At 44.3% G+C, this 25,619-nt stretch carries 19 protein-coding genes; 3 read left to right on the top strand and 16 right to left on the bottom strand.

The annotated features are described in order from the left end of the window. Positions 1–60 precede the first annotated feature (60 nt). The 7 genes from ptb to G596_RS0105265 all read right to left on the bottom strand — a co-directional run bounded on the left by ptb (position 61) and on the right by G596_RS0105265 (position 7,953). On the bottom strand, positions 61–978 hold the full coding sequence (gene ptb, locus G596_RS0105295; protein ID WP_022760802.1) for a phosphate butyryltransferase: 918 nt from the start codon (positions 976–978) through the stop codon (positions 61–63). 114 nt (positions 979–1,092) lie between these two features. Beyond that, positions 1,093–1,752 carry an HD-GYP domain-containing protein gene (locus G596_RS21045; RefSeq protein ID WP_022760801.1) on the bottom strand — a complete coding sequence of 220 codons (660 nt, stop codon included), beginning with the start codon at positions 1,750–1,752 and terminating at the stop codon, positions 1,093–1,095. 71 nt (positions 1,753–1,823) lie between these two features. Further along, a complete protein-coding gene (locus tag G596_RS0105285) occupies positions 1,824–2,333 on the bottom strand; it encodes an acyl-CoA thioesterase (RefSeq protein ID WP_022760800.1) in 510 nt (169 codons plus the stop codon). 107 nt (positions 2,334–2,440) lie between these two features. After that, a complete protein-coding gene (locus G596_RS0105280; RefSeq protein WP_022760799.1) occupies positions 2,441–2,992 on the bottom strand; it encodes an ANTAR domain-containing response regulator in 552 nt (183 codons plus the stop codon). Positions 2,993–3,016: 24 nt separating this feature from the next. Next, complete coding sequence (gene glnA / locus G596_RS0105275) at positions 3,017–4,372, bottom strand: type I glutamate--ammonia ligase (protein WP_022760798.1); 1,356 nt, start codon at positions 4,370–4,372, stop codon at positions 3,017–3,019. 156 nt (positions 4,373–4,528) lie between these two features. Beyond that, positions 4,529–7,300: a hypothetical protein gene (locus G596_RS0105270; RefSeq protein ID WP_022760797.1), complete on the bottom strand. Its 2,772-nt coding sequence runs from the start codon at positions 7,298–7,300 to the stop codon at positions 4,529–4,531. An 89-nt stretch (positions 7,301–7,389) separates the two neighbouring features. After that, positions 7,390–7,953 carry a hypothetical protein gene (locus G596_RS0105265; protein WP_196805194.1) on the bottom strand — a complete coding sequence of 188 codons (564 nt, stop codon included), beginning with the start codon at positions 7,951–7,953 and terminating at the stop codon, positions 7,390–7,392. 158 nt (positions 7,954–8,111) lie between these two features. Between G596_RS0105265 and G596_RS0105260 the strand changes: the two genes are divergently transcribed. After that, positions 8,112–8,639 carry a QueT transporter family protein gene (locus G596_RS0105260; protein ID WP_022760795.1) on the top strand — a complete coding sequence of 176 codons (528 nt, stop codon included), beginning with the start codon at positions 8,112–8,114 and terminating at the stop codon, positions 8,637–8,639. Between the two features lie 135 nt (positions 8,640–8,774). Here the strand turns inward: G596_RS0105260 and G596_RS23555 are convergent, their stop codons facing one another. Then, positions 8,775–9,842, bottom strand: a complete 1,068-nt coding sequence (locus G596_RS23555; protein ID WP_022760794.1) for a hypothetical protein — start codon at positions 9,840–9,842, stop codon at positions 8,775–8,777. A gap of 218 nt (positions 9,843–10,060) precedes the next feature. Between G596_RS23555 and G596_RS0105250 the strand changes: the two genes are divergently transcribed. Continuing rightward, entirely contained in the window at positions 10,061–11,875 is a 1,815-nt protein-coding gene (locus tag G596_RS0105250; protein ID WP_081646647.1) for a PilZ domain-containing protein, read from the top strand. Between the two features lie 57 nt (positions 11,876–11,932). Here G596_RS0105250 and G596_RS21035 read toward each other — a convergent pair whose 3' ends face one another. Next, positions 11,933–13,573, bottom strand: a complete 1,641-nt coding sequence (locus tag G596_RS21035) for a sensor domain-containing diguanylate cyclase (RefSeq protein WP_022760792.1) — start codon at positions 13,571–13,573, stop codon at positions 11,933–11,935. Then, a complete protein-coding gene (locus G596_RS0105240) occupies positions 13,570–14,211 on the bottom strand; it encodes a hypothetical protein (RefSeq protein WP_022760791.1) in 642 nt (213 codons plus the stop codon). The genes G596_RS21035 and G596_RS0105240 overlap by 4 nt, the downstream gene beginning before the upstream one ends. 215 nt (positions 14,212–14,426) lie before the next feature. Between G596_RS0105240 and G596_RS0105235 the strand changes: the two genes are divergently transcribed. Then, a complete protein-coding gene (locus tag G596_RS0105235; protein ID WP_022760790.1) occupies positions 14,427–15,146 on the top strand; it encodes a LytR/AlgR family response regulator transcription factor in 720 nt (239 codons plus the stop codon). On the opposite strand, the gene G596_RS23550 is transcribed toward G596_RS0105235, so the two are convergent. From G596_RS23550 to G596_RS21015, 6 genes are all read right to left on the bottom strand, one after another. Then, positions 15,141–17,639: an HD domain-containing phosphohydrolase gene (locus G596_RS23550; RefSeq protein ID WP_022760789.1), complete on the bottom strand. Its 2,499-nt coding sequence runs from the start codon at positions 17,637–17,639 to the stop codon at positions 15,141–15,143. The genes G596_RS0105235 and G596_RS23550 overlap by 6 nt on opposite strands. Positions 17,640–17,653: 14 nt before the next feature. Beyond that, positions 17,654–18,034, bottom strand: coding sequence for a response regulator (locus tag G596_RS21025; RefSeq protein ID WP_022760788.1), 381 nt, complete (start codon positions 18,032–18,034; stop codon positions 17,654–17,656). Continuing rightward, positions 18,027–19,739, bottom strand: coding sequence for an ATP-binding response regulator (locus tag G596_RS0105220; RefSeq protein ID WP_155829154.1), 1,713 nt, complete (start codon positions 19,737–19,739; stop codon positions 18,027–18,029). The genes G596_RS21025 and G596_RS0105220 overlap by 8 nt, the downstream gene beginning before the upstream one ends. Positions 19,740–19,855: 116 nt before the next feature. Beyond that, positions 19,856–21,472 (bottom strand): ATP-binding protein, encoded by a 1,617-nt coding sequence (locus tag G596_RS21020; RefSeq protein ID WP_022760786.1) that lies wholly within the window; start codon positions 21,470–21,472, stop codon positions 19,856–19,858. Positions 21,473–21,477: 5 nt separating this feature from the next. Continuing rightward, positions 21,478–23,379 carry an EAL domain-containing protein gene (locus tag G596_RS0105210; protein ID WP_022760785.1) on the bottom strand — a complete coding sequence of 634 codons (1,902 nt, stop codon included), beginning with the start codon at positions 23,377–23,379 and terminating at the stop codon, positions 21,478–21,480. A 104-nt stretch (positions 23,380–23,483) separates the two neighbouring features. Then, positions 23,484–25,160, bottom strand: coding sequence for a L,D-transpeptidase family protein (locus tag G596_RS21015; protein WP_022760784.1), 1,677 nt, complete (start codon positions 25,158–25,160; stop codon positions 23,484–23,486). Between the last annotated feature and the right edge of the window lie 459 nt (positions 25,161–25,619).

The following is a 25,619-nucleotide window of genomic DNA, read 5'->3' as shown; positions in this document are numbered from 1 at the left end:
TCCTTTATAATACCCCCTCATCCGGCACTTCGTGCCGCCTTCCCCCCAAGGGGAAGGCTATTAGAGGTTCTTCTCTTCTGCTACTACTGCTGCAAGTGCGATAGAGTTAAGCTTAACCTCAACTGAATCGGAACGTGATGTAAGAATAACGGGAGCCTTGGTTCCTGTTAAGATGTTACCGTTTTTAACTGTTGCAAGACGAACGATTGTCTTGTAAGTAAGGTTACCTGCATGGATGTCAGGGAAAAGAAGAATATCAGCGTCGCCGACAATCTTACGATCCTTAGCACCTGCCTTGTGCTCTGCTGCAGAAGGATCAATTGCAAGGTCCATGGAAAGAGGTCCGTCAACGATGCAGTTCTTGATCTCGCCTGCCTCGTTAAGACGTGTGAGCTCAGCTGCCTCAACTGTAACGGGCATCTTGTCGTTTACAACCTCAACTGCTGCAAGAGGAGCAACCTTAGGACAATCAACTCCGCAAGCACGTGCTACGTTAACTGTATACTCGATAATAACCTTTTTATCTTCAAGAGTCGGATAGGGCATGAAAGCAACGTCTGTAAGGAATAAAAGACGATCAATGCCTGGAATCTCAAATACACAAACATGAGAAAGAGGACGACCTGTACGAAGTCCAACCTCTTTATTCAGAACTGACTTAAGGAAGGTCTTGGAATCAAGCTGACCCTTCATGTAAATATCAGCTTTACCGTCATGAACAAGTGAAACTGCAGTTGTAGCTGCCTCTACTGTGTCCTTCACATCAATAATTTCGAACTGGGAAAGATCCATTCCCATACCTGCTGCGATCTTCTCGATCTCATCCTTATCGCCTACAAGGATTGCATCGGCAATGCCGCGCTCCTTAGCAAGCTTAACAGCCTCAAGAACAGGCTCATCCTGTGCGCATGCAACCGCAAGCTTCTTAGTGCTTGCTGTCTTTAACTTTGCAAGAATATCGTCGAAACTCTTACTCATTTGTGTTCCTCCTGATTGTTGAAAAAATAATAATTCTCTGCCATATAATAAAATAATGGCACATCGTTAAAATTTTACCACGATGTGCCACGCATTTCAATCTAACTGGCTTATTTACTCCATTCTTGAGAAGTATTCTTCTATAATATATGTAGGTACTTCGGAATTCATTACATAATTCTTGTCGTCGTCTATCATTTGAAGAAGAACATCGGCAATTTCGGGATCAAACTGGGTTCCCTTTCCATCCTCGATTTCCTGTCTAATCTTCTTCTGCTTCATAACGCAGGAATAATTTCTCTCTGAGCTCATTGCATCATAGGCATCCGCAACACCTATGATTCGCGCCTCCTCAGGAATTGCCATTCCTACGAGACCATCCGGATATCCGCTTCCGTCAAATCTCTCATGATGCCATCTTGCACCCACTGCAAGCCCCGGAATTTCTGTGATGTCCTGGAGGATTTTCGCACCTATCATTGGATGCTTTTTCATAAGGTCGTACTCTTCCTCCTGCAACCCCTCCGGCTTAGCGGTTATGGAGTCGGGAACACCGATTTTACCTATATCATGAAGCAGTCCCATCTGATATATCTCGTACTGCTCCATGCGGCTTTTCCCCATGCGTCTTGCAATCTCCATCGAGTAAAGCGCAACTCTCTCAGAATGCTCTTTTGTATATCTTCCGTTTTCATCAGCAACCCTTGCAAGTGCATGCATAAGCTGATCCGTGATTCTCTTTTGCTGATGATATTTGATTTCAAAATTATCCATTTAATGACTTCCCTTGATTTTCTAATTCCCATCTAAAACAGTTATTAGATTTTAATACATCACAGGGAATTTTAAAAGCCCTCTTTTCTTCTTTGTGCACGAAGTTCAATCCTCTTCTCGGCACCCTGCCACTCAGCCCGCTCAGTTTCGGTGCGCACATTAAGGCCGTAGGGAACTGTCGTCGGTCTTCCGTCCTCATCTACGCAAACCTCGGTGAGATATGCTCTGTTAACCACATGTCTCATGCCTGTCCTGAGATCCTCAACATAGGTATCTACACGAACCTCCATAGAGGTGCGGCCTACGTGAGTAATTCTTCCTATAAGAACAACGATATCGTTAAGCTTGATCTCCTGTTTGAACTGCATGTTATCGATTGCAGCAGTAGTTACGGGTGTTCCTGCGTGCCGCAGTGCAACGGTTCCCGCCACCTGGTCGATCCAGCTCATAAGCTCTCCGCCAAAGAGTCTGTCGTAGCCGTTGATCTCATTGTACTGAACAACTCTGGTCCACTCGGTAACCGACTCCTCTACATTTTTACTTGCTATCTGGTGATCTACATGAAAAACACGATTATTCATAACAAGCCTCCATATGTATAATATTCCCCTCATCCGTCAGCTTCGCTGACACCTTCCCCCAATGGGAAGGCTTTATAGTAAATATTATAACATAACTTGCTATGTGATTACTTAAGACTTAAAACCATTTCTGCGGTTTCAAGAAGAGATGTTCCGGAATCCATGGAACACTTCTGAAGATATTTGTGTGCTTCGGGCTCAGTCATGTTGTGGCGCTCCATAAGGATAGCCTTGGCGCTGTCGATAACCTTCTGGTCCTCGCTGCTCCTGAACCTGCGCTTGTCTTTTATTTTCTTGCGTCTAAGCTGCACGCCCTCGATCATCATCGTAAGGGTTGAATAGAGGTCATCCTTTTTCAGGGGAGTTGGCAGATAGACGATATTTTCATACGCGTGAAGTCCAAGTTCATCCGCTTTCGCAGGGCTTGCCACCAGAAGCATCTTGAAATACGCAGACATATCCTCTGAAAGCTCGGTGCACAGCATGTCGCCCAGCCTTGAGCCGCAAATGACCACGCCGCTACCAAGGTTCTCCATTGCTGTGAGAGCCTGAGCACCGGTCTGGCATACGTAAGCGATTTCAAAACCGCCACGCATCAATATGCTTTTGAAATTCTGCGCATCCGTCTGCTTTGCGAATGCAACGATGATGTTTTGCAAATTGGTACTTCCTTAAAAAGTTTATTACTGCTTATTCAAATATTCCCTGATTTCCCACTGGGTTACACAGGTGCGGAAGCTCTTCCACTCGCTGCGCTTGGCATCGAGATATCTGTTGAAAACAGCTTCTCCTAGTACCTTCTTTACAAATTTATCCTTCTGATAGCTTTCGATGGCTTCTCCGAGAGTCTCGGGAAGGGTGGAAAGCCTGGTTTTTCTGAGTTCCTCATCGGTCTTATTTTTCAGGTTGACCTTGAGCTCTGCAGGAGGTGTAAGTTCTTTCTTAATTCCATCCATACCTGCTGCCAGAATAAGCGCCAGCGCAAGGTAAGGATTGCAGGCAGCATCCGGGTTTCTGAGCTCAATTCTCGCATTCCTTCCTGTCATAGAAGGAATCCTGATGAGTGCGCTTCTGTTAGTTGAAGATGCTGACCATGACACATTGACCGGAGCGTCGTAGCCCGGCACAAGTCTCTTATATGAATTTACAAGTGGATTGGTAACAAGAGTCATTCCACAGATATGGTCAAGGACACCCGCAATAAAATGGTTGGCCATATCCGAAAGCTTTCCGTCCTTTCCGGCAAAAAGGTCGTTACCATCCTCATCCTCACAAAGGATATTGATATGCATACCGGAACCATTCACACCTTCCTTGGGCTTGGGCATAAAAGTGGCATAGAGTCCGTGACGCTTTGCGATGGTTTTGACCGCCATCTTGAAGGTCATGATCATATCTGCCATTCTTGCAGCATCATCCTCGGTGAAATCAATCTCATGCTGGGCAGGTGAAATTTCATGATGAGATGAAGTTATATTAAAATCGAGTTCCTCAAGATTCATGATGATATCGCGGCGCACATTCTCACCCTGATCTGCGGGAGCAAGGTCAAAATAGCCGGCATTCTCATGCGTTCTTGTCGTGGGCTGTCCCTCATCATCAAGGTCAAAAAGGAAGAACTCAAGCTCGGGATCTGCCTTGAAGATAAGTCCCATATCCTTAGCTTCATCAAGGACTCTCTTTAATATTGATCTTGAATCACCTGAAAAAGGCTTTCTGTCTGCGGTATAGACGTCGCAGAACATTCTGGCAACTTTTCCGCTCTGAGGTCTCCAGGGATAAATCTGGAAGCTGTCAAGATCGGGGTAGAGATACATATCGCTCTCAAGGTCTTCAAACTGGTCTCCTGCCAATCCCGTAAAGCCCTCTATTGCAGAACCGTCAAACATACAGTCGTTGTTAAGTGCACTCTCGAGCTGCCCAGCGGTTATTGCGATGTTCTTGGGAGTTCCGAAAATGTCGCAGAACTGAAGTCTGATAAAAGCAACATCCTCTTCCTTGACTATTCTAAAGATATCCTTCTTGGTTAGATTACCCATGTCGTCCTCTTTCTGCGCCTTGATATGCGGCGGCGCTGCCGCGTGTATATAAAACTAAAGGCAAAGACACTTATCCCACTGGAATGGCGCCTTTGCCTTTTGTCTACGATAACAGAAAACACAAGCTAACGTCAATCATTTTTGTACGTTTTATTTTCATCTGCGCTTCTTAGACAAAAACTTTGCAAGCTCTGTTTTGATGTTCTTACTGTTATAATGTTCTTCTCTCTTATCCGTCCCTATCGGAATCTCCTTATAAGCTCGGGGAAGAGTCACATTATCACCCTCGAAAGGATGAATTACTCCCGTCTCATCGCCGCAGATTATCGCGCCGTCGCAGAATGCCGAAAGTTCCAAAAGCTGTCCCTCACTGGGGTTTGCGCCGGCAAAGCCCGCAAGGCAAATGCAGAATTTCTCCCTCACACCGCTGTAGGCAGCTGCCGTATTTATGGGCTTTTCATTGACAAAACTGTCCGCATACTTCTGCAAAACTCCCTCGCTCTCAGAAGGATATTTCTTACTTTGTATTCCATAGGTTCCGTAGGGATTAAGACTAAGGTGCTGTCCTTCTCCGTCAGTCAAAAGTCTTCCGGGACATATAGCAAGACCTCCCAGAACAGTCCTCGGAATTCCTATAAGTATTCCGGAGAGAGCTCCCTTTGCTCCCACAATACCTGCGGTCATCTGATGATTAAAGGATGCGATATTCTCATTTCCTGGAACCGATTTTCCGAAAACAGAAACCGGATAATCACCCACGATCCCGTTAAAGCTTCTCCTTATTACCGACACACCCGCACGATACTGCGGCGAAATCTGAAGCGGTGCGATCTCCTCCAAAAATGCCTCTCCCACACCCTCAAGACTGGGATAGGTAACATCCATATGAAGAAGAATTCCGTCAATACCTTTAAGCGCTGCAGTTTTTATAATCTGAAGTTCATACCTTCCGGGAGCTGATTCGCCGCCTGCGTGAACTGCTCCGGAAATCGTAACTCCCATGCCTTCTCCGGCAAGCTCTGCGTCCTTGATCTCTTCGCAGGTAAACTCGGAAACAGTTCCTCCGCTTTTCACAAAGGAAGAAAGAAACTGATTATCGCCGATTCTCTCATCATCGTAAAATACTTCGCGAATGTGACCCTTCGTAGCTCCCATGCCGCTTATCACAATCCTAAGTTTTTGATCCGGGCTTGATATAACATAGCTGTCGCGCTCACCACCTGAGGTAAGAGTCTTTGCTCTTGTTACCCCCTGTGCACTGTTTATCTCCGCGATACGATTAGCAACAGCCTGCCTCCTGCCATCATCGGGACTTGGCGGCGGTGCTGCTTTAAGTTTTCCCTGCGCCTCCAGAAGCCTCTTCATGGCACCCTCTGCATGGAAAACCGGATGATCCTCAGGTTTTAATTCAATAAGAGGCTTGTGCGGCTCCTTCGGAATATCCGAGCGATCGAAGTGATAGTATATCTTATATGTCCCTTGTGCCTCCGCGAACCGCATCACCACAAAGGCAGAATTAACATATCCATTCTCCTTGCTCATTTCTACAGCAGTATAGGATCTGATCTGACACTCATCACACTCCAGAACAAGTGTCCCGATTTTTGGACACTGCCCGCTGTCGATCAAAAGCTGAAAACTGACAACGCGCTGTCCCTTAGGATTCATAATGATGAAGGAATTCCTCTCCTCATCATCTTTTCTTCTTGAATAAAGATGCTTACCGATTGCACTGTTGTTGAGCCTTTGGCGGCCACTGGTTCGCATGGACATCTCTTTTTCGTTTATGGCTTTTCTCTCAATCTTCTGAATCTCGGCGGAGAGTCTGTCCATCTCGGCGAATCTGTCCTTGGCGGGAGCCGGCGAAAAGAGGCCAAATTCCGAAGCCGACAAAAGCTTTATCCTCTGTGCCAAAGTATCGGAAACTCTCTCATGGCCGTATACTCTGCTGCCCATACGGGCTCTTTCTATTCTGGTCCAGATAAGTCTGTCATAGGGAAGTTCACTGTAGGCAGAAAAGTCTCCACTTGTTCCTCCTGCCAAGTCTCCCGCAAAAGAAATCTCCGACACCGGAGCATGCTCCTTAAGATATCCTGTCGGTGTGTTATAGGCTATGTAATCAAATTTCCTCAGAGCTTTTATAAATCCGGAAAGTCCCTCTGTCCCCGATGACTTTCTGAAAATATTTCTGATCTCCATATCTTCCCACCAGGGACTTCTGACATCTGCTCCGACAAGAACAAAAACATCACCGTCTATCTCGCCCGATAACTGCTTATTATGCAGGGAATCAAGGAATTTTTTCAGTGATCCCTCCTCAAGAAAATCAGCGGGAGTATAGTAGGGAAGCACAGTTATTGAATTGTTCCCGTGTCTGTAGGTTGCGGGATTATATTTTACATAGGTATTTTTTCTAAGATCTTTAGTGACTGTGGAAAGCGCATTAGGCCCCACATTGCTGTTGCCAAGAAGCACAGCTTCGATTCCTGCTTTTCTAAGTCTTCCGATTATCGCAGGTGAAAACAAATCACCCTCCGGGCGAAGAACATTTGAAGTTTCTCCAAGCTCATTTGATTTATAGTGAAGAGCAAAGCTCAGCTCTTTTCCGGTCATTCCCGCAAACAGTCCTGCGTGCTTCCCGGAAAAAAGAAGTTCATCTCCCCTTTCGCGAAGCCTAGTCTTCACACCATCTATTACATCAGGTCCAAGCGAGGGCAAAATCCGCCCCAGCGTGTAATCGTTCTCAAAATCCCACGCTGCGCGCACCGGCTGTCCTTCATTATTTGCTTTTGCTAAAATATCGAGAATATCGCGAATCCGTGCAAGGTCACGCCCAAAGCCCCTGTCATCATTTGTATCACCGAGCCCTGCATGATAAAAATTCACATGAAAAAGAAATCCGAAATGGATCCTGTGATTCGTCCCCATAAAAAAATCCCCCAAGCAAGTATTATATGAAAATTATACTAGATTTTGGGGGAGTAGTAAAATGGGAAATAGCTGTTTTTTCTACAATATCATTCTGTTTTAAGTGTTTTGAACAGTTCCTCATAATCGAATCCGAACTCACTCCGAATAGTTTTGGGAACCGGATTCCCGGTCCTTTTCAAATAGTTTATGAACTCCTCCGGCCAAATATCCCTGAAATCGCATATGGAATCAAATAAAATGGCATCAGTTGTCTCTTCGACTTCCTGATCGGCATAAGCATCCAGATCTATCGGATAGTCCCCTGCGAATTCATTGGTATCATTCACATAGATATAATACTTTGTGTTCGAAGCAGGATAAAAAGTCAGTCTCAGATCCTCAAATTCAGGGATATCATATTTTTTATTCGGATTACCCTTAAGAAAAATCTCCACATTGTTATCATAAGCCTGCCTGAATTCATCCAGATTGGGTTCTACAAAACTGGCATACAATGCCTCTACTATGTATTTCTTGCCCTCTAAGTCAGATAATTCATGCGCAGCAATAAAACTCTGCAGCGCAGAATCATACTCATGCTTATCATATGCTTCAAATGCATTCTTAATGTATTCTTCCCGAGTCATATTGTCTCCAATCTTATCAAGCACCTTATATACATATTTTACCGTCGAAGGCACCCTTTTCCACTTGACATCTGTTAAATTACGCCTTATTCTATAATGCGCTACAAAGAAATACGAGTGTTAAATCCTTCCCACTCGAAATCGGTCGGTATTTTGACCACTAAACCCTAAAGGAGAGAAAAATGAAAAACAATAACGTATTATTTATCACTCAGGCAGCGATGATTGCTGCTATCTATGCTGTGTTAACGGCGATGATTCAGCCGTTCGACCTTGCAAGCGGTGCTATTCAGTTCCGCGTTTCCGAAGCACTTTGTGTACTTCCCTTTTTCACACCCGCTGCAGTCCCCGGAGTTATAATTGGGTGCTTTATCAGTAACATTTTTGCAGGTGCAGGAGTGTGGGATATCGTTTTAGGTACATTTGCAACAGCTATTGCGGCTTTTGCTTCCTACAAGCTTAAGGATCACAGATTCCTTGTGACACTTCCTCCGGTTATTTCAAATATGGTAATCGTTCCTTTCATTCTTATTCTGTGCGGTATGGTTCCCGCAACAGTGGCTTCATATTTGTTCACTGCATTTACAGTTGCTATCGGAGAGGTTCTTGCATGTGTTGTACTTGGATCCGTTCTTATCTCAGCACTTTTACCCGTAAGAAACGTTATCTTTGGAAAAGCAGCTGACTACAACAGCAATACTGCAGCTTGAAAGCATCGTAAAACATCAAACCAAAAGAAGGATACTTCAGCAAAATAAGGCTGGATATGATAAAAGGACACCTCAGAGGAAAAGGTGTCCTTTTATTTTTTATGGCTATATTATCGGCACAACCGAATCGCTTATCTAAGCAAGCTTTGCCAGATCGATCTGATGGACTGCTCCGGCTTCTCCCGTCGACTCTCTAAGGAAAATGCCGCTCGACTTAAACTGTGCATTCACTGCAAAATCCGAGCCTTGGGATGTGAACTTTGTTTCCGCATTTCCAAGAAAAATTGCTCCGACATCAGCTTCCTTAAGAGTCATAAGTGAGTCCTTTCCATCCTCACCTCTGCACCAGACTCTCAGTTTTTCATATATCGCATCGTTCTCATCAATCCAGCCGTTGTTATCACTATCAAACTCCGAAAGTTCCATAAAGCCGTCACCGCTTTTTGCACCAAAGAGTTCGCTTCCGTCACCAATTACGCCATCACCGTTTCTGTCATATGCAAGGAATCCGCTTCCGGGGCCTATGCTCTTTACTTCATCCAAGGTTCCGTCACAGTCCAGATCAAATGTGAAGGTCTGATCCGAAATCTCCGTAACACCGCTTCCCACATTGATCACAAGCGGATCGATAAGCTGTGCAGGTCTGATCTGAGTGATACCAACCGCCTCCGTAAACTGCCTGGTCATGCTGATCCCTACCCCGAAGCTGATCTCTCTTCCGTCTTCGGTCCTGGCAATCCCCTGCGCTGAAAAGGCAGTATATTCTTCCTGCGTGTGGACATAAGTTGCAGTGGATACACTCATCCACTGATAGGATCCGCCGCCCATCCGGCTGCTCAGCTCCCTCATGTACTCCTGCATCTTGCTCCTTCCACCGCCTCCTGTCTGTCCGTAAAGAATCTGCATGATGTTCAGAAGTCTTTCCATTATCTGCATTCTTATGTTTTCTATCTCGGATACTTTCGAATAATTTGGACTCTCACCTGTAATTGCAAAGCCACCGTCCGCATTGTAATTTGTAAACAATTCTTCTTTTTCACCCGAGAGTCTTGAAGCTTCCGACGACATCAAGGCTTTCTTAAATTCCGACGCCGTATCTCCAATCGTCTGTCCGGTCGTCAATGCATTCTGCCTTGTAAAAGAGTAGTTTTCCGTGTACCTCCTTTCTGAAACAAGGTTGACTGTACTTCCCGTAATCCTCATAAGCACTACCTCCAAGCAATAACGCGCATCCTTGCTCTTGTGAATATGTTTTGCGCCGCTTTCGCGCTACAAAAAATAACCGGGCATACCTGTCGGTCTGCCCGGTTCATTATCCAAATAGCTCCGCTACTTTGGACTCAAAATATATTTCGGATTATTCTGATATTTCTTTAGAGTATTCTATTTACGAAGATTATATAGCGTTATAAAATATTTATATGAAACTAAGTGATGTGATGAAAGATTCAAAAATTAAAATTCATGCGACCATCAACGGGCACGGAATCCTTCTTATTACCAAGGCTGAAGTGGGTGTTCGGGATGGTCTTCTTGTGGACTCACTGACCTATTTTGATGAGGATCTTACATTCGCCGAGCCTTCCAAGGTTGTAGCCGTAAACAAAAGAGACGGACGTTCCTACGAGTTTACTTCAAGCCGCATCGGGCCTGTAGAGACGCGCTATGGCAAATTCCATCTGATCAGGTGTACTGAGGATGGTAAAATCATCAACCGCAGACAGGCTGAGCGCTACGATATCGACAGACTGGGCGTCATCAGAATCGGCGACAGCAAAGATATCAGAAACGCCCTCGTTTATGATATTTCCATGAAGGGCATCGCCTTTATCCTCGACACCAATACTACGGCCAAGGTCGGAGATCACATCATCGCATCCTTCCGATACGATCCCAATTATTTTCATTTCTATGCCTGTGAAGCGACAGTTGTCCGCGTTTTCACTTTGAACGGACAGCCCGCTGTCGGTTGCACTCTCGATGCTATGGGAGCCGACCTTGTAACTCTTATCAGCAGCAAGAAAAAAGAAAAACTCGGAATCGGTGTTGACGACATTCTCGGTATCGCAGATTCTCCCGATGAAAAAATCGCATCCGGTGACAAGATACCTGTTAATTATGTACCTCAGCTCGCAGTCTCTGAAGAATACGAGCGTCAAAAGCATGCAAATAAGTGGGAACTTCCCGAAAAGAAGAAAGAAGTCGCACCTGCGCCTACGCCTGAGCCTCAGCCCGAACCTGAGGATGCAGAATATCTTACTCCGGAGGAGGCTGCCGATCTCATTCCCGAGAGAAGCGTGGAGGATATACTTCAGGCAAGAGCCGAGCGAGTCGCAGATATTGAAGACTTGACTGATATTCGCGACATCAGCGAAATTGTATCCGCTGAAGATCTCGCAGAACTTGCATCTATCGAGGACAGAACTCCCCGAAAGGGTGCCGGAGTTAAGAATACAGTTTCCGGCAAAACAAGGAAAACCGATGCCGCTACGGCAAAGAAAAGTTCTGCTGAAACAGTAAAGAAAACAAAGAAAAAGCCTCTTCATGATCTCTCGGAACTTGATTACATGGAAGAGACTCCCGTCAGAGCAAAGAGAAGACAGCTTGAAGAACTGACGGCACTCGAAAGCTCTGCTTTCAAACCATCCAAAAAAGCAAAAAAGGAAATCGACTTTATATCCTCAGTGGTAAGCAGTGAGGAAGGTCTTGCTGCGCGCCTTGCAAATAAGGCAGCTTCAGGGTCTGCAAAAAGGCCTGCACGTTCATCCGCTTCCGGCGGCAACACACGTCGTTCATCCGTTTCCGATGTACCTGCTGCAAAGAGACCCAAGGTCTCCTCTGCTCCTGTCGCACCGGCTGAACACCAGGCAAAATTTGTCGATGCCTACCAGAGTTCCATGGGTTCAGGCTCGAAATCCACAAGAACAAGTACTGACAGCGCCAAGGCTTCTTCAACAAAAACCACAGGTCGAAACTCGCTCAGAGAAAATCGAGAAACAAACTCTGCACCTAAGCGCCGCGGATATCTTGTCGAAAACCGTCAGGCTGACGAATCTGCAAAGAGACAAAACGCCCATGATACCGGTTATTTCCCGGAGGACTACGACGGCTACTTCAATCAGAACGGCAACTCCGTCGATGAAGGCCTCTTCTCTCCAAACAAGAACGATGGCTTCTTAACTCCCGAACAAATCGCCGACATCATCGAACTCGAGCGAATAAGTAAGAACGAATAGTTCCACCTCATCAGTCAGCCTTCGGCTGCCAGCTTCCCCTCAAGGGGAAGCCTTTTTTTACCCCATCTCGGCGAGTTTCATCTTTTGTTTGGCAACATACATGCGGGCGTCTGCGCGCTTGAAAACCGATTCCACATTCGCGTCGGTCTCGGGATCGTACTTCACCATACCTTTTGCGATATTGATCTTCTCCCACTCATTTACAGTCTCTAAATTGTGGCGCTCAGCCTCCACATCAAAATCACGAAGAAGCTTGTAGCAATTATCGTAGTCATCTCCCTGAAGAATTACAACAAACTCATCTCCGCCAATTCTGAAAACAGGACTTCCCTTGAAAATCCTACAGGTAAGACGGCAGGCATTCTGAAGATAAATATTACCCCTCTCGTGACCGTAAGTATCATTTATCTTCTTAAGATTGTTTGCATCAAAAACAACTATACCGTATTCCTTCTCGCCGCCCTGTGAATCCAGCTTGGATGCGGCATCATCATATGCCGTCTTGTTCTTTACGCCCGTCAGAGAATCGTGATAAGCAAGTGAATTCAGATCGTCGATGTGATGCTTCAAGTGATGAACCATCTTCTCCATGGCATGAACAAGATCTCCTACCTCATCGCTGGTCTCTTTAGGGAAAGTCACCTCGAGTTTACCATCATTGATCTCTCTTGCAACCTGAGCAAGAGTCTTAAGAGGCCCTGTAATCCTGCGGCTAACCATAATAGTAAGGAACATGAATGTGAACAGAACGATGATCGTTGATATAATAACTCTTCTTGTAAGGTTATTACTCATCGCGAGTATCTCACTTCGAGGCGCTGTTATGATAAGTCTCATTCCATTAACAAGACTGCTGTAGGAGAGCAGTTTTCTCATATCTCCGAGATAATAATCAACCGGCTCATCTCCGCTGCTCTCGGCTTCAAAAGACATAATACCTCTAAGGTTCATCTCATCCATAACAGTTCCGGGATCAAAATTGGGATTGTAATATACATCACCCTTATCATTTGCAAGGCATGCATATCCGGTATCATAGCACTTGATAGCCTTAACGGTATCAACAAGAGTATAATAATCGATATCCATTCCGGCTATACCGACAAGCACACCGTTTTCATACAAAGGAACAACATAGGATATAAGATCCTTGTCGATATTCTCATTATGATAAGGTTCAAGCCATGTGGGTACTCCGTTTTCAACCGGTATGTACCACCAGTTTACACGGTCCATATCGTCCTTATCGTAAGCCTTGATATCCGTAGGCTCGGTCATCTCAAATTCATCATCAAGGGAATCTCTTCTGTAAAAGAGCCCGCTCGTAGGCGGCATGATATCAGGATTAAACCTGACATAATAAGAAACTATTCCCGGAACGTTCTCCGCGATATTAGAAAAAAGATTGGACAGCTGAACAGTGTAGCTGTCTCTGTATGCCTGATCTCCGGCAAGTTTTTCGACTGAAAAAAGGCGTTCAACCGCATAATCAGCCAGGATATTAACAGCCTCCTCCGTATTTAAGAGGACTCTGTTAATTGTATCTGCCTCCTTTTCACAGGTAAGATGCAGAATTTGAGCCGAATTGTACTCACCCGCTTGTCGCAAAGTGAAAATTGCGGTTCCGCCTACAATAAGAGCTACCATAAGAATTGCTATAGTTGTAAGAAGCGTGATTTTTTCCTGAATAGATTTCATTTTTCCCTCATTTTGTTACTGTCTCTTATAAAGACAATAAAAACTGCCAGCATTATCAGTATCAAGAAAATATACATAACCAATTCAAGTGAATAAGAATTCATAAATGAGTAAGGCGAATCTGCCTTTGCCGCATCCTCGTCCTCGATTTCAACAATCTCTTCATCCTCTGAGACGACAGACTCGCTCTCCTCGGATTCTGCTTCATCTTCCTCAGCATCTCTCTTAGCGCCGAGAACCGCTTCCTTCTCGCTGATTCTGAGGGTCCCAGGTCTAAGCTCAACATTGACGAATTTCTCGGTCACGTTAAGTCCGCTCGGATCGAATATAGCATAATCAGTAACTATGTTGTTGTTCTCCTGATTTTCCTCAGGATATGTAATGCTCCCTTCTGCAACTGCTTTGTAGGTATATCCCGGTGGAAGCCCCTGTGCCGTGACATCAATCTGTTCCGTAAGCGGAGTACCGTCAAAAAGCTTCTCCGCACTCGGAGCCGTAAAAATCACCTTGTTATTGTAAACACCCTGAAACTGGGCATTTCCCTTCAGTCCGCAGAATGGGGACTGAATAAGCACGCAGAGAACAATGCAGACTCTCAAGTACGTGGATATCCTGCTTCCCAGACTGTATTTTTTCATCTCCCCATCACCTTTCGCTCCTAGTCAGAGCAATTATGACATAATGTTACAAATATTATTATAACAGTCTTTTTTCAACAAAAACTACGAAATATGAACTGTTCTGTTCATAATTCGTACTTGACAAATCTAATAATTGTGATATTAGTTGTCAAAATCGTCACATTTTATGATATTATAATTAAATAAGAACATTATTTTATGAGGGGTTGCATATGGGTGCATCTGATATTCTAAAAATCGCTGTATGTGATGATGAAATGGCTCAAAGGCGTCAGCTTCAGTTCATAATCGATAAGGTTCGTCCGGGTTGTGAAATTATTCTTTTTGAGTCCGGCGAGGCATTCCTGGATGCTTTCAGGCCGGGTTTGTACGACCTTATTTTCATGGACATTCTAATGCCGGGCATGGGCGGCGTTGACGCAACCACAAGAATACGAAGTATTGACGCTTCCGTTCCGATCGCATTTGCCACATCCAGCCAGGATCACGCTATGGAAGGTTATAAAAACCGTGTAATCCGCTATCTGATGAAACCTTTTGATTCTACTGAGGTTTCCGAAGTATTGGAGCTCGCTGCCTCGATGAAACATACCCAGGGCGGTGTTTCAATCAGAGTGGGAGGGAAGGATATGACCTTTCCGTTTGAAAAAATCTGTTATGTCGAACAGAGTTCTCACACGCTTTATTTCCATATGGCAAACGGAGCAACCATTCAACTTACAGGTAAACTCGACAACATCGAGGCCCAGACTCCGGACGATTCCTTTATCCGCTGCCACAAGAGTTATCTTGTGAATCTCGCCCATGTAAAATCCGTGGACAAGGATCTTCAGGTACTCCAGATGAAGGACGGAGACTCCGTTCATATCAGAAGGGAAAGTGTTCGTGAAGCAGCTCGCATGCTCGCAGATTATTCCCTTAAAAACTTATGATTCTTTATCATCTATCATTCCTATTAGCACATCTACAAGAACCGGATCGAACTGTTTCCCGCGGTTTCGCTCCAGTTCTTTTTTTATCTTTAGGGGCGGCATTACAGAGGCATACGGTCGCTGCGAAGTCATAGCGTCATAGGCATCGGCGATTCCTATGATCCTGGCCTCTATAGGAATCTCCTCCCCTGCAAGTCCGTCCGGATATCCTGTTCCGTCATATCTTTCATGATGCCATCTGGCTCCCGTCGCAAGTCCCGGCATCTCTGAAATATTCCTCAGAATTTCATATCCTATTATAGGATGCTGTCTTACTATCTCGGATTCTTCCTCCGTCAGGCTGTCGGGTTTTCTCAAAATCTTCTCCGGAATGATAAGCTTTCCTATATCATGTACAAGTCCCATGTAATAGACATCCTGCTGTTCGGTCTCGCTTTTCCCAAGCCTTCTTGCTATTTCAGACGAGTATCGTGCAACCCTCATGGATCTGCCCGGATTGTTTATATCCCTGGAGTCCACTGTATTTGCAAGCGCGAGAAGAATCTGGGCAGACAATCCCCCACCAAGAGGAGAATCTGCGGCCTGCTGCATTCCCGAAGCCGCCGGCGCACCATCTTTGTCGTCCGCTGTCTGAACAGGCATATTTTTGTACTCATCAAGACCCTTTTTCAAAGCAATGCAAAGTTCATCAAAGTGAGTCTTCAGAGCACCATGCCCCTTAGTAACGCTTTCGTAGCGGCCCTCCTTTAATGCATTTTCAATCGCCAACGCCTCTTCGGATAACGAATCGGCGCCGATTGTCTTTGCCGTACTCTTTAGAGAATGCACAGATATAAGGTAGCTGTCCCAATTTCTGTTTTCCAAAAATCCCGCAAGCTCAGTACCTTTATCGCTGTCGGCAAACATCTCAACCTGCGACAGATAGAATTCCTCGTCGCCCATGCAAAAATCAAGTCCTGCAGTCACATTCATATCAGGGAAAAGCTCAGCCAGTGATTTTCTGTAAATCGTGACATCGGTCTTTTCTTCCTGCTCCTTATTTACCGGCGCGTTTTCTTTATAAAACAAGTGCTCCAGTGAAGCTCTGCTCTCGATCAGGTGTGAAGGCATCAGATCGATAAGAAGGTCGTAAAGCTTATCCGCAACCACAGGCTTTGAAAGATACGCATCAAAGCCAAGCTCCTTGAATCTCTCCTCATCTCCCCTAAGACCGCCTGCGGTCAGCATGATTACAGGGGCATCCTTACTAAGGCGCTCCTCTTTCATAATACTCAGCGTTTCAACACCGTCCATTATCGGCATCATGTGATCCATGATTACGAGATCGTATGTCTTCTTGCGCAATTTCAAAAGAGCCTTCTGCCCGTCCACCGCTGTGTCAATCTGCGCCTCTGTCTTTTTCATTATCTTAAGCAGCAGATCCACATTCATTGCATTATCATCAACAACCAGAATCTGAGCCTTTGGCATAATCGGAACTATTGTTTCATCTATATCTGTTTCCAAAAGAGACGAATAGTCAAAAAGGCTGTTTATATCCACATCCTCTCCGGGATTCTGCGCAATCAGATTGAGTAGATTATTGAAGAAAGCTAAAAGGGTTTCGCCCGCACCTTTTATCTTAGAAGCATATTCCGACACCCTGGCTTCTCTTGTGTTTTCCAAAATCAGATTGTCAAATCCGAGAATTGAATTAATCGGTGTTCTTATCTCATGGGACATCTGTGACAAAAATTCACTCTTCGCTTCACTTGCTTCCTCTGCTTTTTTTCTTGCTTCCAGAGCTTCCTTCTCAGCCTTTTCAAGTTTTCCTATGGTCTTCTCAAGCCTGTGGAAATCCGGTGTCTCCAAAGAGAAAAACAGTACCAGCATCGCAAGTGATGCAGAAAAGAATATGAGGACCAGATTTGTAAGGAAAAACGTCTGAATAACATAAATTGCAAATACTATGGAAGTCGCTATTCCTATACTAAACAGCTGCAAAATTGTATAGCAGTCGTGGTTAACCGCAGTAAATCCGGTTGCCAATAATACATAATATGCCGGCAGAAGGAATGAACACGCAAGATAGAACGCCCCGAATGTGTAGCCATTTTCCGGCGTATACATATAAACATTACCGGTATAAACATTTTGAACCATCAGGAAACACTGCAGAATAACCACAGCAAGATTGATCTTATGAAGAAGTGTGTCCTTGATATCAACATTTGCACAGGCAACTATATATTCCGCATATGAATTTGCGGCAACTGTCGCAGACAAAATATTGAAAGCGTGTATCACATAATGTCCGACTACAGGAATCTCCCCTGTATAAATAAGTGTTGCCTCCGTCGCCACATCTACAATAGTCGCTATTGTAAGGTAATACGCAAACTTCCTGAATGCCTTAGTGGTCCTTGACGAATCCGTGTAAGTGATTGTCAGGAAAAGGCATATCATTAAGTTATATAAAATTGCTGAAAGCTCAAAGAACAGCCTATGAAACATCAGCCTGATCCCCCTTAATCAGAAACCTTTGCATACATTGAAATTGCAGCCTTAAGCATATTAAACTCTACCGGCTTCTCCAGATAATTAATAAAACCGGTTTTCTTCAAAAAATTCCCCTGAAAATCCGTGACACTCCCAAGTACAATTGCATTTGTAGCTGCGTTATCACCGGGATTTTTCTCCAGAATCATTTTTATGAGATCCGACCCAAGACTCCCCTTTAGGAAATAATCAATAAAGATCAGATCATATTTTTTTATGGACAACTGCCCAATAGCGGCATCCGGACCGTCTGCTTCCGTAACCTCAATGTTTTCAATCTTCCCAAGAAGTTCCGAGAGATACAGTCGCTCCGTTCCGGAATCATCCACGATTAAAATTTTCTTACTCACCCTTTTCCACCTGTAACTGCGTAATTATTGACTCTGAAAGCGCATTTTTTTCTGCTATAAATGTACCAATTCGTTCACGTAAAAGTTCAAACTCCTTTTTTCTGCATAACAGTTCAAGCTTTTCCGCCATCTTCACAAGACTTTCCGCACCTATAAGCTTTGCTTTGTGAATCTCCGACATGATGATCGCTATCGCCTCTTCATAATTTCCGCCCCTTACCGCCAAGGAAAGATCTGAAGAAACACCCTCCTCCGAATAGGAGATTAATATCTTTTTGTACAACGCCGTATCATGAAGAAGATATTCTCTGGCATTGGCCACGCGAAGCATCGGCAGCTTTTCCTGCAGATTCTCCCAGGCACTGATATCCATATCATCTCTGGCCTTTGCATCCTTCTTTGGAAGATACTTTTTAAGCACTTCCCTTACCTTATCCTCTGTAAAAGGTTTTGTCAGATATGCTGCGAACCCTTCATTTAAATACTTCTCTTCCTCACCCGTGATCGCATTGGCAGTCAGCATAATTACAGGAGTAATATCGCAAAGCCTCTCATTCCTAAGGATTTTCAGTGCTTCCACACCGTCCATAACAGGCATCAGATGATCCATGAAAATGAGGTCATATCTGAATTTTCTGACCTGCAAAATAGCTTTCTCACCATCGGTCGCCGTATCCACTGTAAAGCCCATGGGCGATATCATTCTTACCATTAGATCCAGATTCAGCGGCGTATCATCCACCACAAGTATCCTGATCTCCGGAGCTCTGGAAAGCCCTATACTTCTTTCGCTGCTCTCATCCTCCAGATATTCAAGCTCATCACCTCTCTCAATGAGCTCTGCCATGGAAGGCAATCTTCTTGGTCCGTTCTCATCAGTCTCCTCCGACACATAATTAAGCACATTTTCAAAGAAGGTCAAGAGTCGCTTCGCGGATATTTTTACACGTCTCGTATATTCTCTTGTCGCCTCCTCGTTTGTATCAGCCAGGATCAGATTCGAATATCCCATAATTGCATTTACGGGAGTTCTGATATCATTTGACATCTGTGCAAGAAACCTTGTCTTTGCACGGCTTCCTTCCGTAGCCCTGATATTTGAAGCTTCGAGTTCTCTTTTTGAAATGGACAATTCCTCCAGGGTCTTTTGAAGTTTTGCATAATCCGGAGTTTCCAAGGTGAGAAACATCACTAGTATTGCGAGTGATGCCGCAAAATAAGTGACCAGAAGACTTCTGTATACAAACATTTGGAGAGCGTAGAGTCCTATCATAAAGAAAAAGGTTCCAACGAGCGCATACTTCATCTTCTTGGCATAGCTCTCCGGATGACTCAGTATAAAAACCCCGCCATAAAGAATATAGTATAGGGGATACGCATACACTATCATCATAAAAAGCGCACCGGCCTTGGGCTGCCCGTTATCAAGATAATAGAAAACCGTTCCCGTAAAAATGTTCTGAATAATGATTACGGCATAAATTCCCAAAAGCACTTTATTGATAAATGCCCCTGTGGTCTTATTGTACTTATCCCCTACATAAGCTATTACATATCTTATGAACTGATATGCTCCTATAGTCGCCAGAACATAGTTTAATGTATTCACCAGGTACTTGATGGCTATAGGTACACCGGCGCCTATACTGATAAGTACTGCATCCACAATATCAATAACAGTACCCAGAAACACAAGATAAGCCAAAATTTTAAATTCTCGATTTACTCTTGTGTCTTCCTTATATTTCAAGCGGAAAAACACGCACAATATGAAGTTTAGCGGAACCGTTGCCAGCTCCAGAAATATATTGTATTTGAGTATCAATTCACACGCTCCCGTTGTGCAAGTATTGTTAACGCTTCATTCAGTTTTTCTTCCGTATCCAAAAGCGGAACATCTTTCTTTTTTGTCATAATATCCTTCACGGACATGCGTTTTATTTTATCTGCCGGGATATACTTTTGAAGGATCATCTCCAATTCTTTGAATGCCACCGGTTTTAACAGATAATCCGTAAATCCAAGCTTTTTATAATCACTCTTTGTTTCCTGAAGAGCTCCTGCCGTAAGAGCTATGCAGGGAGTCTCTCTATTCCTGATTTTTTCAGCGTCCTTATCCGAATTATATTTCTTCCTGTATTTTTTGCCCGAATTATATTTTCCTTTGTCATGCCCCGGCTCGTAATCTCCGCGGAGCTTTCTTATCATTTCACCGCCGTTTATTCCGGGCATTCTAAGATCAACAAAAATCACATCATAATCATTTTTCTCTGCAAGCTCCAAGCCTGTCGTGGCCGAGAGAGCAGAATCAACCTGTATACCTGTGCCATTAAGAAGTCCTTCCATAACCGCCAGATTCAGTTCCGCATCATCAACCACAAGCACTCTTGCCTCCGGAGCAGTGAAACTTATTGCAAAATGATTCTTGTCTGCGACATTTCTCGCATAGCTCTTCTCGAAATCTCCCACAGGTTCCCTTCCGGCAACCCTTTGTTTAATTGAAAAATGGAAATTACTTCCCTCTCCGTAGATACTTTCAACCTTCAGTTCAGAATCCATAAGTGATAATATCTGCCTTACGATTGAAAGACCTAGGCCGCTTCCCTCAATATTTTTTATCTTATCCTCTTCAATACGCTCGAAGGGCTTATAAAGCTTCTGTAAATCCTCTTCCCTGATACCTATACCTGTATCTCTTATTGCAACCTTGAGCAGAATCTCCTCATTATCTGATCCCGGGTTAACAGGCAGTGCCTCAAAATCCATGGAAAAATCAATTTCACCTTCATCGGTGTACTTAACGGAATTGGTAAGAAGATTTGCAATACACTGCTTAAGTCTGTCGGCATCACCATAAAGCCTTCGCGGAATGTTTTCATTAACAAATCCCTTAAGATCAAGTCCCTTGGCAAGCGCTCTCGGTCTGATAAGGCTCATCATATCCTCGATAACCGTGCCTACGTCGTACTCGGCAATGAACAGTTCCATTTTACCGGCTTCTATCCTCGAGTAATCCAGTGAATCATTTATGAGAGACAGAAGTGTATTTCCGGCAGAGCGAATATTGTACGCATACTGGCGAAGTGCAGGATCATTGTACTCTCTCAGAATAAGCTCGTCGTAACCCAGAATTGCATTAATTGGAGTCCTGATCTCATGAGACATATTTGCAAAATATTCCATTCTGCGCCTTGCCTCTTCCTCATCACTTTCCTTCTGTTTTCTCAGGACATCGTAAGCACTGTCTCTCTGGCTGGACATGTACACATATCCCGCAAGTACCAGGAACAATGCAAAAAGCAGCGTAAAAAACAAAACCCACAGTATTTCCCATCTGTAGGCAATTGCCACGCCGCCCAAAAACAAGCTGATCAGCATCAGAAAAACATATATTATGAACTTAACGCGATGCGCGCTTAAAATATCCCCAATTTTCATTGTGATTAACCCTTCGCATATTTTTGGGCAAAGTCCTCAGCAGGAATAGGAGCAGAAAACAGCATTCCCTGCAAATAATCACAGCCAAGCTCCGTCATTTTCCAAGCCATCTCTTCAGTCTCAATTCCTTCTGCTGTTACCCCGAAATTCATCTTCTTAAAAGCCTCTACCATCATAGGAAGTATTTCATCCGGAGCGTTGCAGTAATCCCACACGATTTCCATATCAAGCTTTACATTTACGAAGGGGCTCTTCTTAAGCCTTGTCAGATTGGAATATCCTTTTCCGTAATCATCAAGCACAAATTTGAAGCCATAATTCTGCATCAGACGGATCTGCTTCTCCATCTGCTGCTCATCGGTCATGGACTCCTCGGTTATTTCGAGATGAATCCTGTCCGGTGTAATACCATACATATTGAGGGTTGATAAAAATCCCTTTCCCAAATCTGAGCGCATAAACTGTATGGGAGACAGATTCACATTGATAAAAGTCAGTCCCATTATATTCGCGTCATTTTCCGAAATAAACTGGCAAACCTTTTCAAATACCTGCTCTCCCAGCTGGTTTATTCTTCCGTTCTTCTCAGCAAGGGGAATAAAAGCCGCAGGCGGAATGATATGTCCGTCGTTGTCCCGTATTCTGGCAAGAGCCTCAGCTCCGACCAGCTTCCTGGTTTTGGCAGACACAAGAGGCTGGAAGAATACTTCGACAGCCTTCCGGTCTATGGCATTTTCCATGCACCGCTTTACTTCTATTCTGTCCTGGAATTCCGAAAGCACATTTTCATCTGCCAGTATATTGAAATCGCTCCCGAGAACATCCGCTTTTTCCAACATTATCGAGATCATATTGAGGACCTCATCTGCGGAAAAATACCCTTCGGTACAATCTATAAGCGCAAAGCCAGCCTCCAGATAAAGTTCGGCATCGTCAGAGGTCCAGGGCAGCATGAATCTATGGCGGAGCTCCTCGTGAATTTCCTCCCAATCCATATTTACGCCGCCGAGAAGGATGAATCGTCCTCCCTGATTATAGAAATCCAGACAATCCGGATAATTCACCCTAAGATATGCGGAAATAAGTGCGATTCCCTGATCCATCTGAGTAGTACCGTATATTTCTCTTACATCATGGTAATCCCTAATAACAAATGCCAGAATTTTGTATTTACCGTGCTCCTCATTTTCTTCGATGTAGCTTCGAAGAGCCTTACTGTTAAACGCCATATTTCTGCGTTCCAAATAAAACTCCGGGTTACCGAAGGAAAGATAAATTACGATGAGTGCCATCAGGCAAAAGGTATCGTATAAAAGCAGCGTGGGTAATGTAATTCTGAAAATAGATCCGATTAAGATAATCGTATTAAAGCACAATATACTTACCCTCTCGTGCTTTCTTCGGATCCTCATCCTGAATTTATAGATCATGAAAAAAGAAGTAAACAGGTAGAAATACAGACACACGTAAATTGTAAAATGCAGCGGTCCGCGGTTATACCCGTTTTCATTAATATAGAAAATATTCCCGGTAAACATACCGGTTATTATTATTATCTGTTCTGCAACATAAGGAATACATAAAAGAATTGCCGCAACTTTATTCTTCCAGATATTGACCCTGAGAACTATAGTAGTCAGCTCAAAAAACAGGAAGATACGAAGTGCCAGCGAGAAAAAATAGACCGAATTTAATATAACCAGAAGCCACACCGGCAATATGTCATGCATATTGTCTGCCCAGCTCGAGATTATATCAAAAAGCATTACTACGCCTTCATTTATAAGAATAGCCAGATAGGTTTTGTTCAGTCTTACCGGGAGACGCGGAAGAGCAAAATAGTACCCCATAATTATGAGCAAAACCAGAAAGCTTGGAACAACAAGACTGACATTCCAATTAAGCATTTCTTTCCCCTCGGTTAATTAATACTTTTTCCTTCACTTGTAGTAATTTTACCATAAATCCGGATTGGGTCATACCTCGCGGCAAAAATCAGAAGTATAAGGCATCAGCCCTCCGGTACAGTACTCTGTTCCTGTACCTCAGCATTCTCTCCAGTCGTTTCAGAAGTTGCTTCCTGAGTCTCAGCATTCTCTCCCTGGACACCGGTATTTTCTTCCTGGGGCTGAGTAACTTCTTCCTGGGGCTGAGTAACTTCTTCCTGGGGCTGAGTGGTTTCTTCCTGAGCAGCGGCTGCTTCCTCCTCACGGACTGCACTTATAGGCATCTTAATGGTTGTAACTTCTCCTGTTTCGGGATTGGTCACCTCTCTTGTTACAACCTCCTCAGGCTCAGTCTTTCCTCCGTATACAAATACCGCTTCGCCTTTTTCCACAACCTCATAGATCTCAGCTGCTTTGGAAGTCGGAAGATTTATGCAGCCGTGCGAACCGTTTATGATGTAGTACCATTTTCCAAATTCCGATCTCCAGCTCGCATCATGCATACCGACATTCCCGTTAAAAGGCATCCAGTACTTAACATCCGAAGCATAGTTCTCTCCCACAAGCGTCGCATCTCTCTGCTTGTAGGTTATCGCATAGCTGCCCGTAGGAGTAGTACGTCCCTTATTCACACACCCGGAAACAAAGTCGGAATCAATGACTGCCACACCGTCCTTATAAACCCAAAGGTGCTGAGCAGTAAGGTCTATCTCCACATAGGAATTACCCCAGTCGTTTTCTCCGTAAGCTGCTGCCGTTCCAAAGTACACAGGAGTTCTGTCTGTCTTCTCTCCATTTTTTACAGCCTCGATAAGCTCCGAGGTCTCAGTTGCTCTGTCCATCCACCAGCCATAATCTCCGCCGGTTATAGTAACCTCTTCACCGGTGTGGGAAATGATGGTACGGTTTTTTCCAAACGAATCATACTGGCGCGCCATACTGTTTACAAATTCCCTTACCTTTTCGGGATTCAGCGTAACACTTGTGCCGTCTATGTCGCACCATTCCTTTATCCTTGTGCCATCCACCACAAGCTTCTCATCACCGAAGGTATAGGTAATGATCGCCTTGCAATAGGTGTTAAGGCTGTCTCTATATGCTATAAGTTCCTCATTATCCTGAAAAATCGTAGGTACGTTATAGCACTCATCGTCAATCGTAACTTCGGGTTCAAGAACATCAAGCGCTGCAGTAATCTTTTCTACAACCATATCCTTTATGGGGGACTGTCCCTGATCCTCCGGAACTATATAAAATCCGTCTTCGCCGGACTCATCGGGAATATAAGCATTCACAGGCTCTCTGACATTTTCCGGAGCAAAAAGATTAAGCGTTTCTATCTTTTCCTCCAAAGTCTGCTTCGAATAAACAACTATGTTATCAGTTGTAAGCCTTGTCTCCTTGAAGAAATATGATGGCCACAAAAACGGATTCTGTGACTTTAATGCTCTGTCAAACTGACCGTCAATCCTCAGCGACAGACTGATGTCGTCGGAAGTTATAGTGTCCGTGATACCGCCTCTTGAATTAATTACAAGCGAATATCGCTTAATTCCGTCGGTTACTTCTTTTTCTATATCTTTTGCAGTTAATTTATAAGCAGGAATATCATTAACATATGTGTTATAGGAAAAATGCCCCATAAAATATACTGCAAATCCTATATAGACAAATGCAAGTATTCCAAAGGTAATTGCAAGAATTATGCCTGCTATGTTTCCGGCTTTTCTTTTGTTACTCATTTTTTCATTTACCCCTCAAATCTTAGTGCCGTGCACTTCGCAATAACCGAAGCGCCTTCAAGTCTATCTTCTTATTATATAACCAGGGCCCTTAAATATCCATTCCAATTATTTTGCCTTCCCCCTTCGGGGGCGCTCGACGTCCGGGGTTGCTACTCGTCCGGGGGACGAGTGCTTAGCAACGACCGGAGTGGAACGTAGACCGTCGGTTCAGCGCGGACCGAAGCGGAGCGTAGACAAGGTGCCCGAAGGGCGGATGAGGGGCTATAAAAAGCGCTTCCGGACCAATCCTCCGGAAGCGCTTATCCCCTAACAAAACATCACTTAACTATCATTCCCGTTTCTCTGTCTGCAAAAACCGCAACCATTACAAGGAATACGATACCCATTATGAGCTGCTGTGTTTTGGGCTCTATTCCGAGCATTACAAGTCCGGCTGTCAGAATCTTGTAGGTAAGA

The organism is Butyrivibrio sp. AD3002, from assembly GCF_000420905.1.
Lineage (GTDB): Bacteria > Bacillota > Clostridia > Lachnospirales > Lachnospiraceae > Butyrivibrio.
This window is presented reverse-complemented; position numbering and strand designations above follow the sequence as displayed.

Excerpts from the sequence above, each read along its gene's own strand:
- G596_RS0105210 (WP_022760785.1), bottom strand. The coding sequence starts at position 23,379 with ATGCTTAATTGGAATGTCAGTCTTGTTGTTCCAAGCTTTCTGGTTTTG.
- G596_RS21020 (WP_022760786.1), bottom strand. The coding sequence starts at position 21,472 with ATGAAAATTGGGGATATTTTAAGCGCGCATCGCGTTAAGTTCATAATA.
- G596_RS23550 (WP_022760789.1), bottom strand. The coding sequence starts at position 17,639 with ATGTTTCATAGGCTGTTCTTTGAGCTTTCAGCAATTTTATATAACTTA.
- G596_RS21045 (WP_022760801.1), bottom strand. The coding sequence starts at position 1,752 with ATGGATAATTTTGAAATCAAATATCATCAGCAAAAGAGAATCACGGAT.
- G596_RS0105285 (WP_022760800.1), bottom strand. The coding sequence starts at position 2,333 with ATGAATAATCGTGTTTTTCATGTAGATCACCAGATAGCAAGTAAAAAT.
- G596_RS0105260 (WP_022760795.1), top strand. The coding sequence starts at position 8,112 with ATGAAAAACAATAACGTATTATTTATCACTCAGGCAGCGATGATTGCT.
- G596_RS21035 (WP_022760792.1), bottom strand. The coding sequence starts at position 13,573 with ATGAAATCTATTCAGGAAAAAATCACGCTTCTTACAACTATAGCAATT.
- ptb (WP_022760802.1), bottom strand. The coding sequence starts at position 978 with ATGAGTAAGAGTTTCGACGATATTCTTGCAAAGTTAAAGACAGCAAGC.
- G596_RS0105240 (WP_022760791.1), bottom strand. The coding sequence starts at position 14,211 with ATGAAAAAATACAGTCTGGGAAGCAGGATATCCACGTACTTGAGAGTC.
- G596_RS0105270 (WP_022760797.1), bottom strand. The coding sequence starts at position 7,300 with ATGGGGACGAATCACAGGATCCATTTCGGATTTCTTTTTCATGTGAAT.
- G596_RS0105250 (WP_081646647.1), top strand. The coding sequence starts at position 10,061 with ATGAAACTAAGTGATGTGATGAAAGATTCAAAAATTAAAATTCATGCG.
- G596_RS23555 (WP_022760794.1), bottom strand. The coding sequence starts at position 9,842 with ATGAGGATTACGGGAAGTACAGTCAACCTTGTTTCAGAAAGGAGGTAC.
- G596_RS21015 (WP_022760784.1), bottom strand. The coding sequence starts at position 25,160 with ATGAGTAACAAAAGAAAAGCCGGAAACATAGCAGGCATAATTCTTGCA.
- glnA (WP_022760798.1), bottom strand. The coding sequence starts at position 4,372 with ATGGGTAATCTAACCAAGAAGGATATCTTTAGAATAGTCAAGGAAGAG.
- G596_RS0105235 (WP_022760790.1), top strand. The coding sequence starts at position 14,427 with ATGGGTGCATCTGATATTCTAAAAATCGCTGTATGTGATGATGAAATG.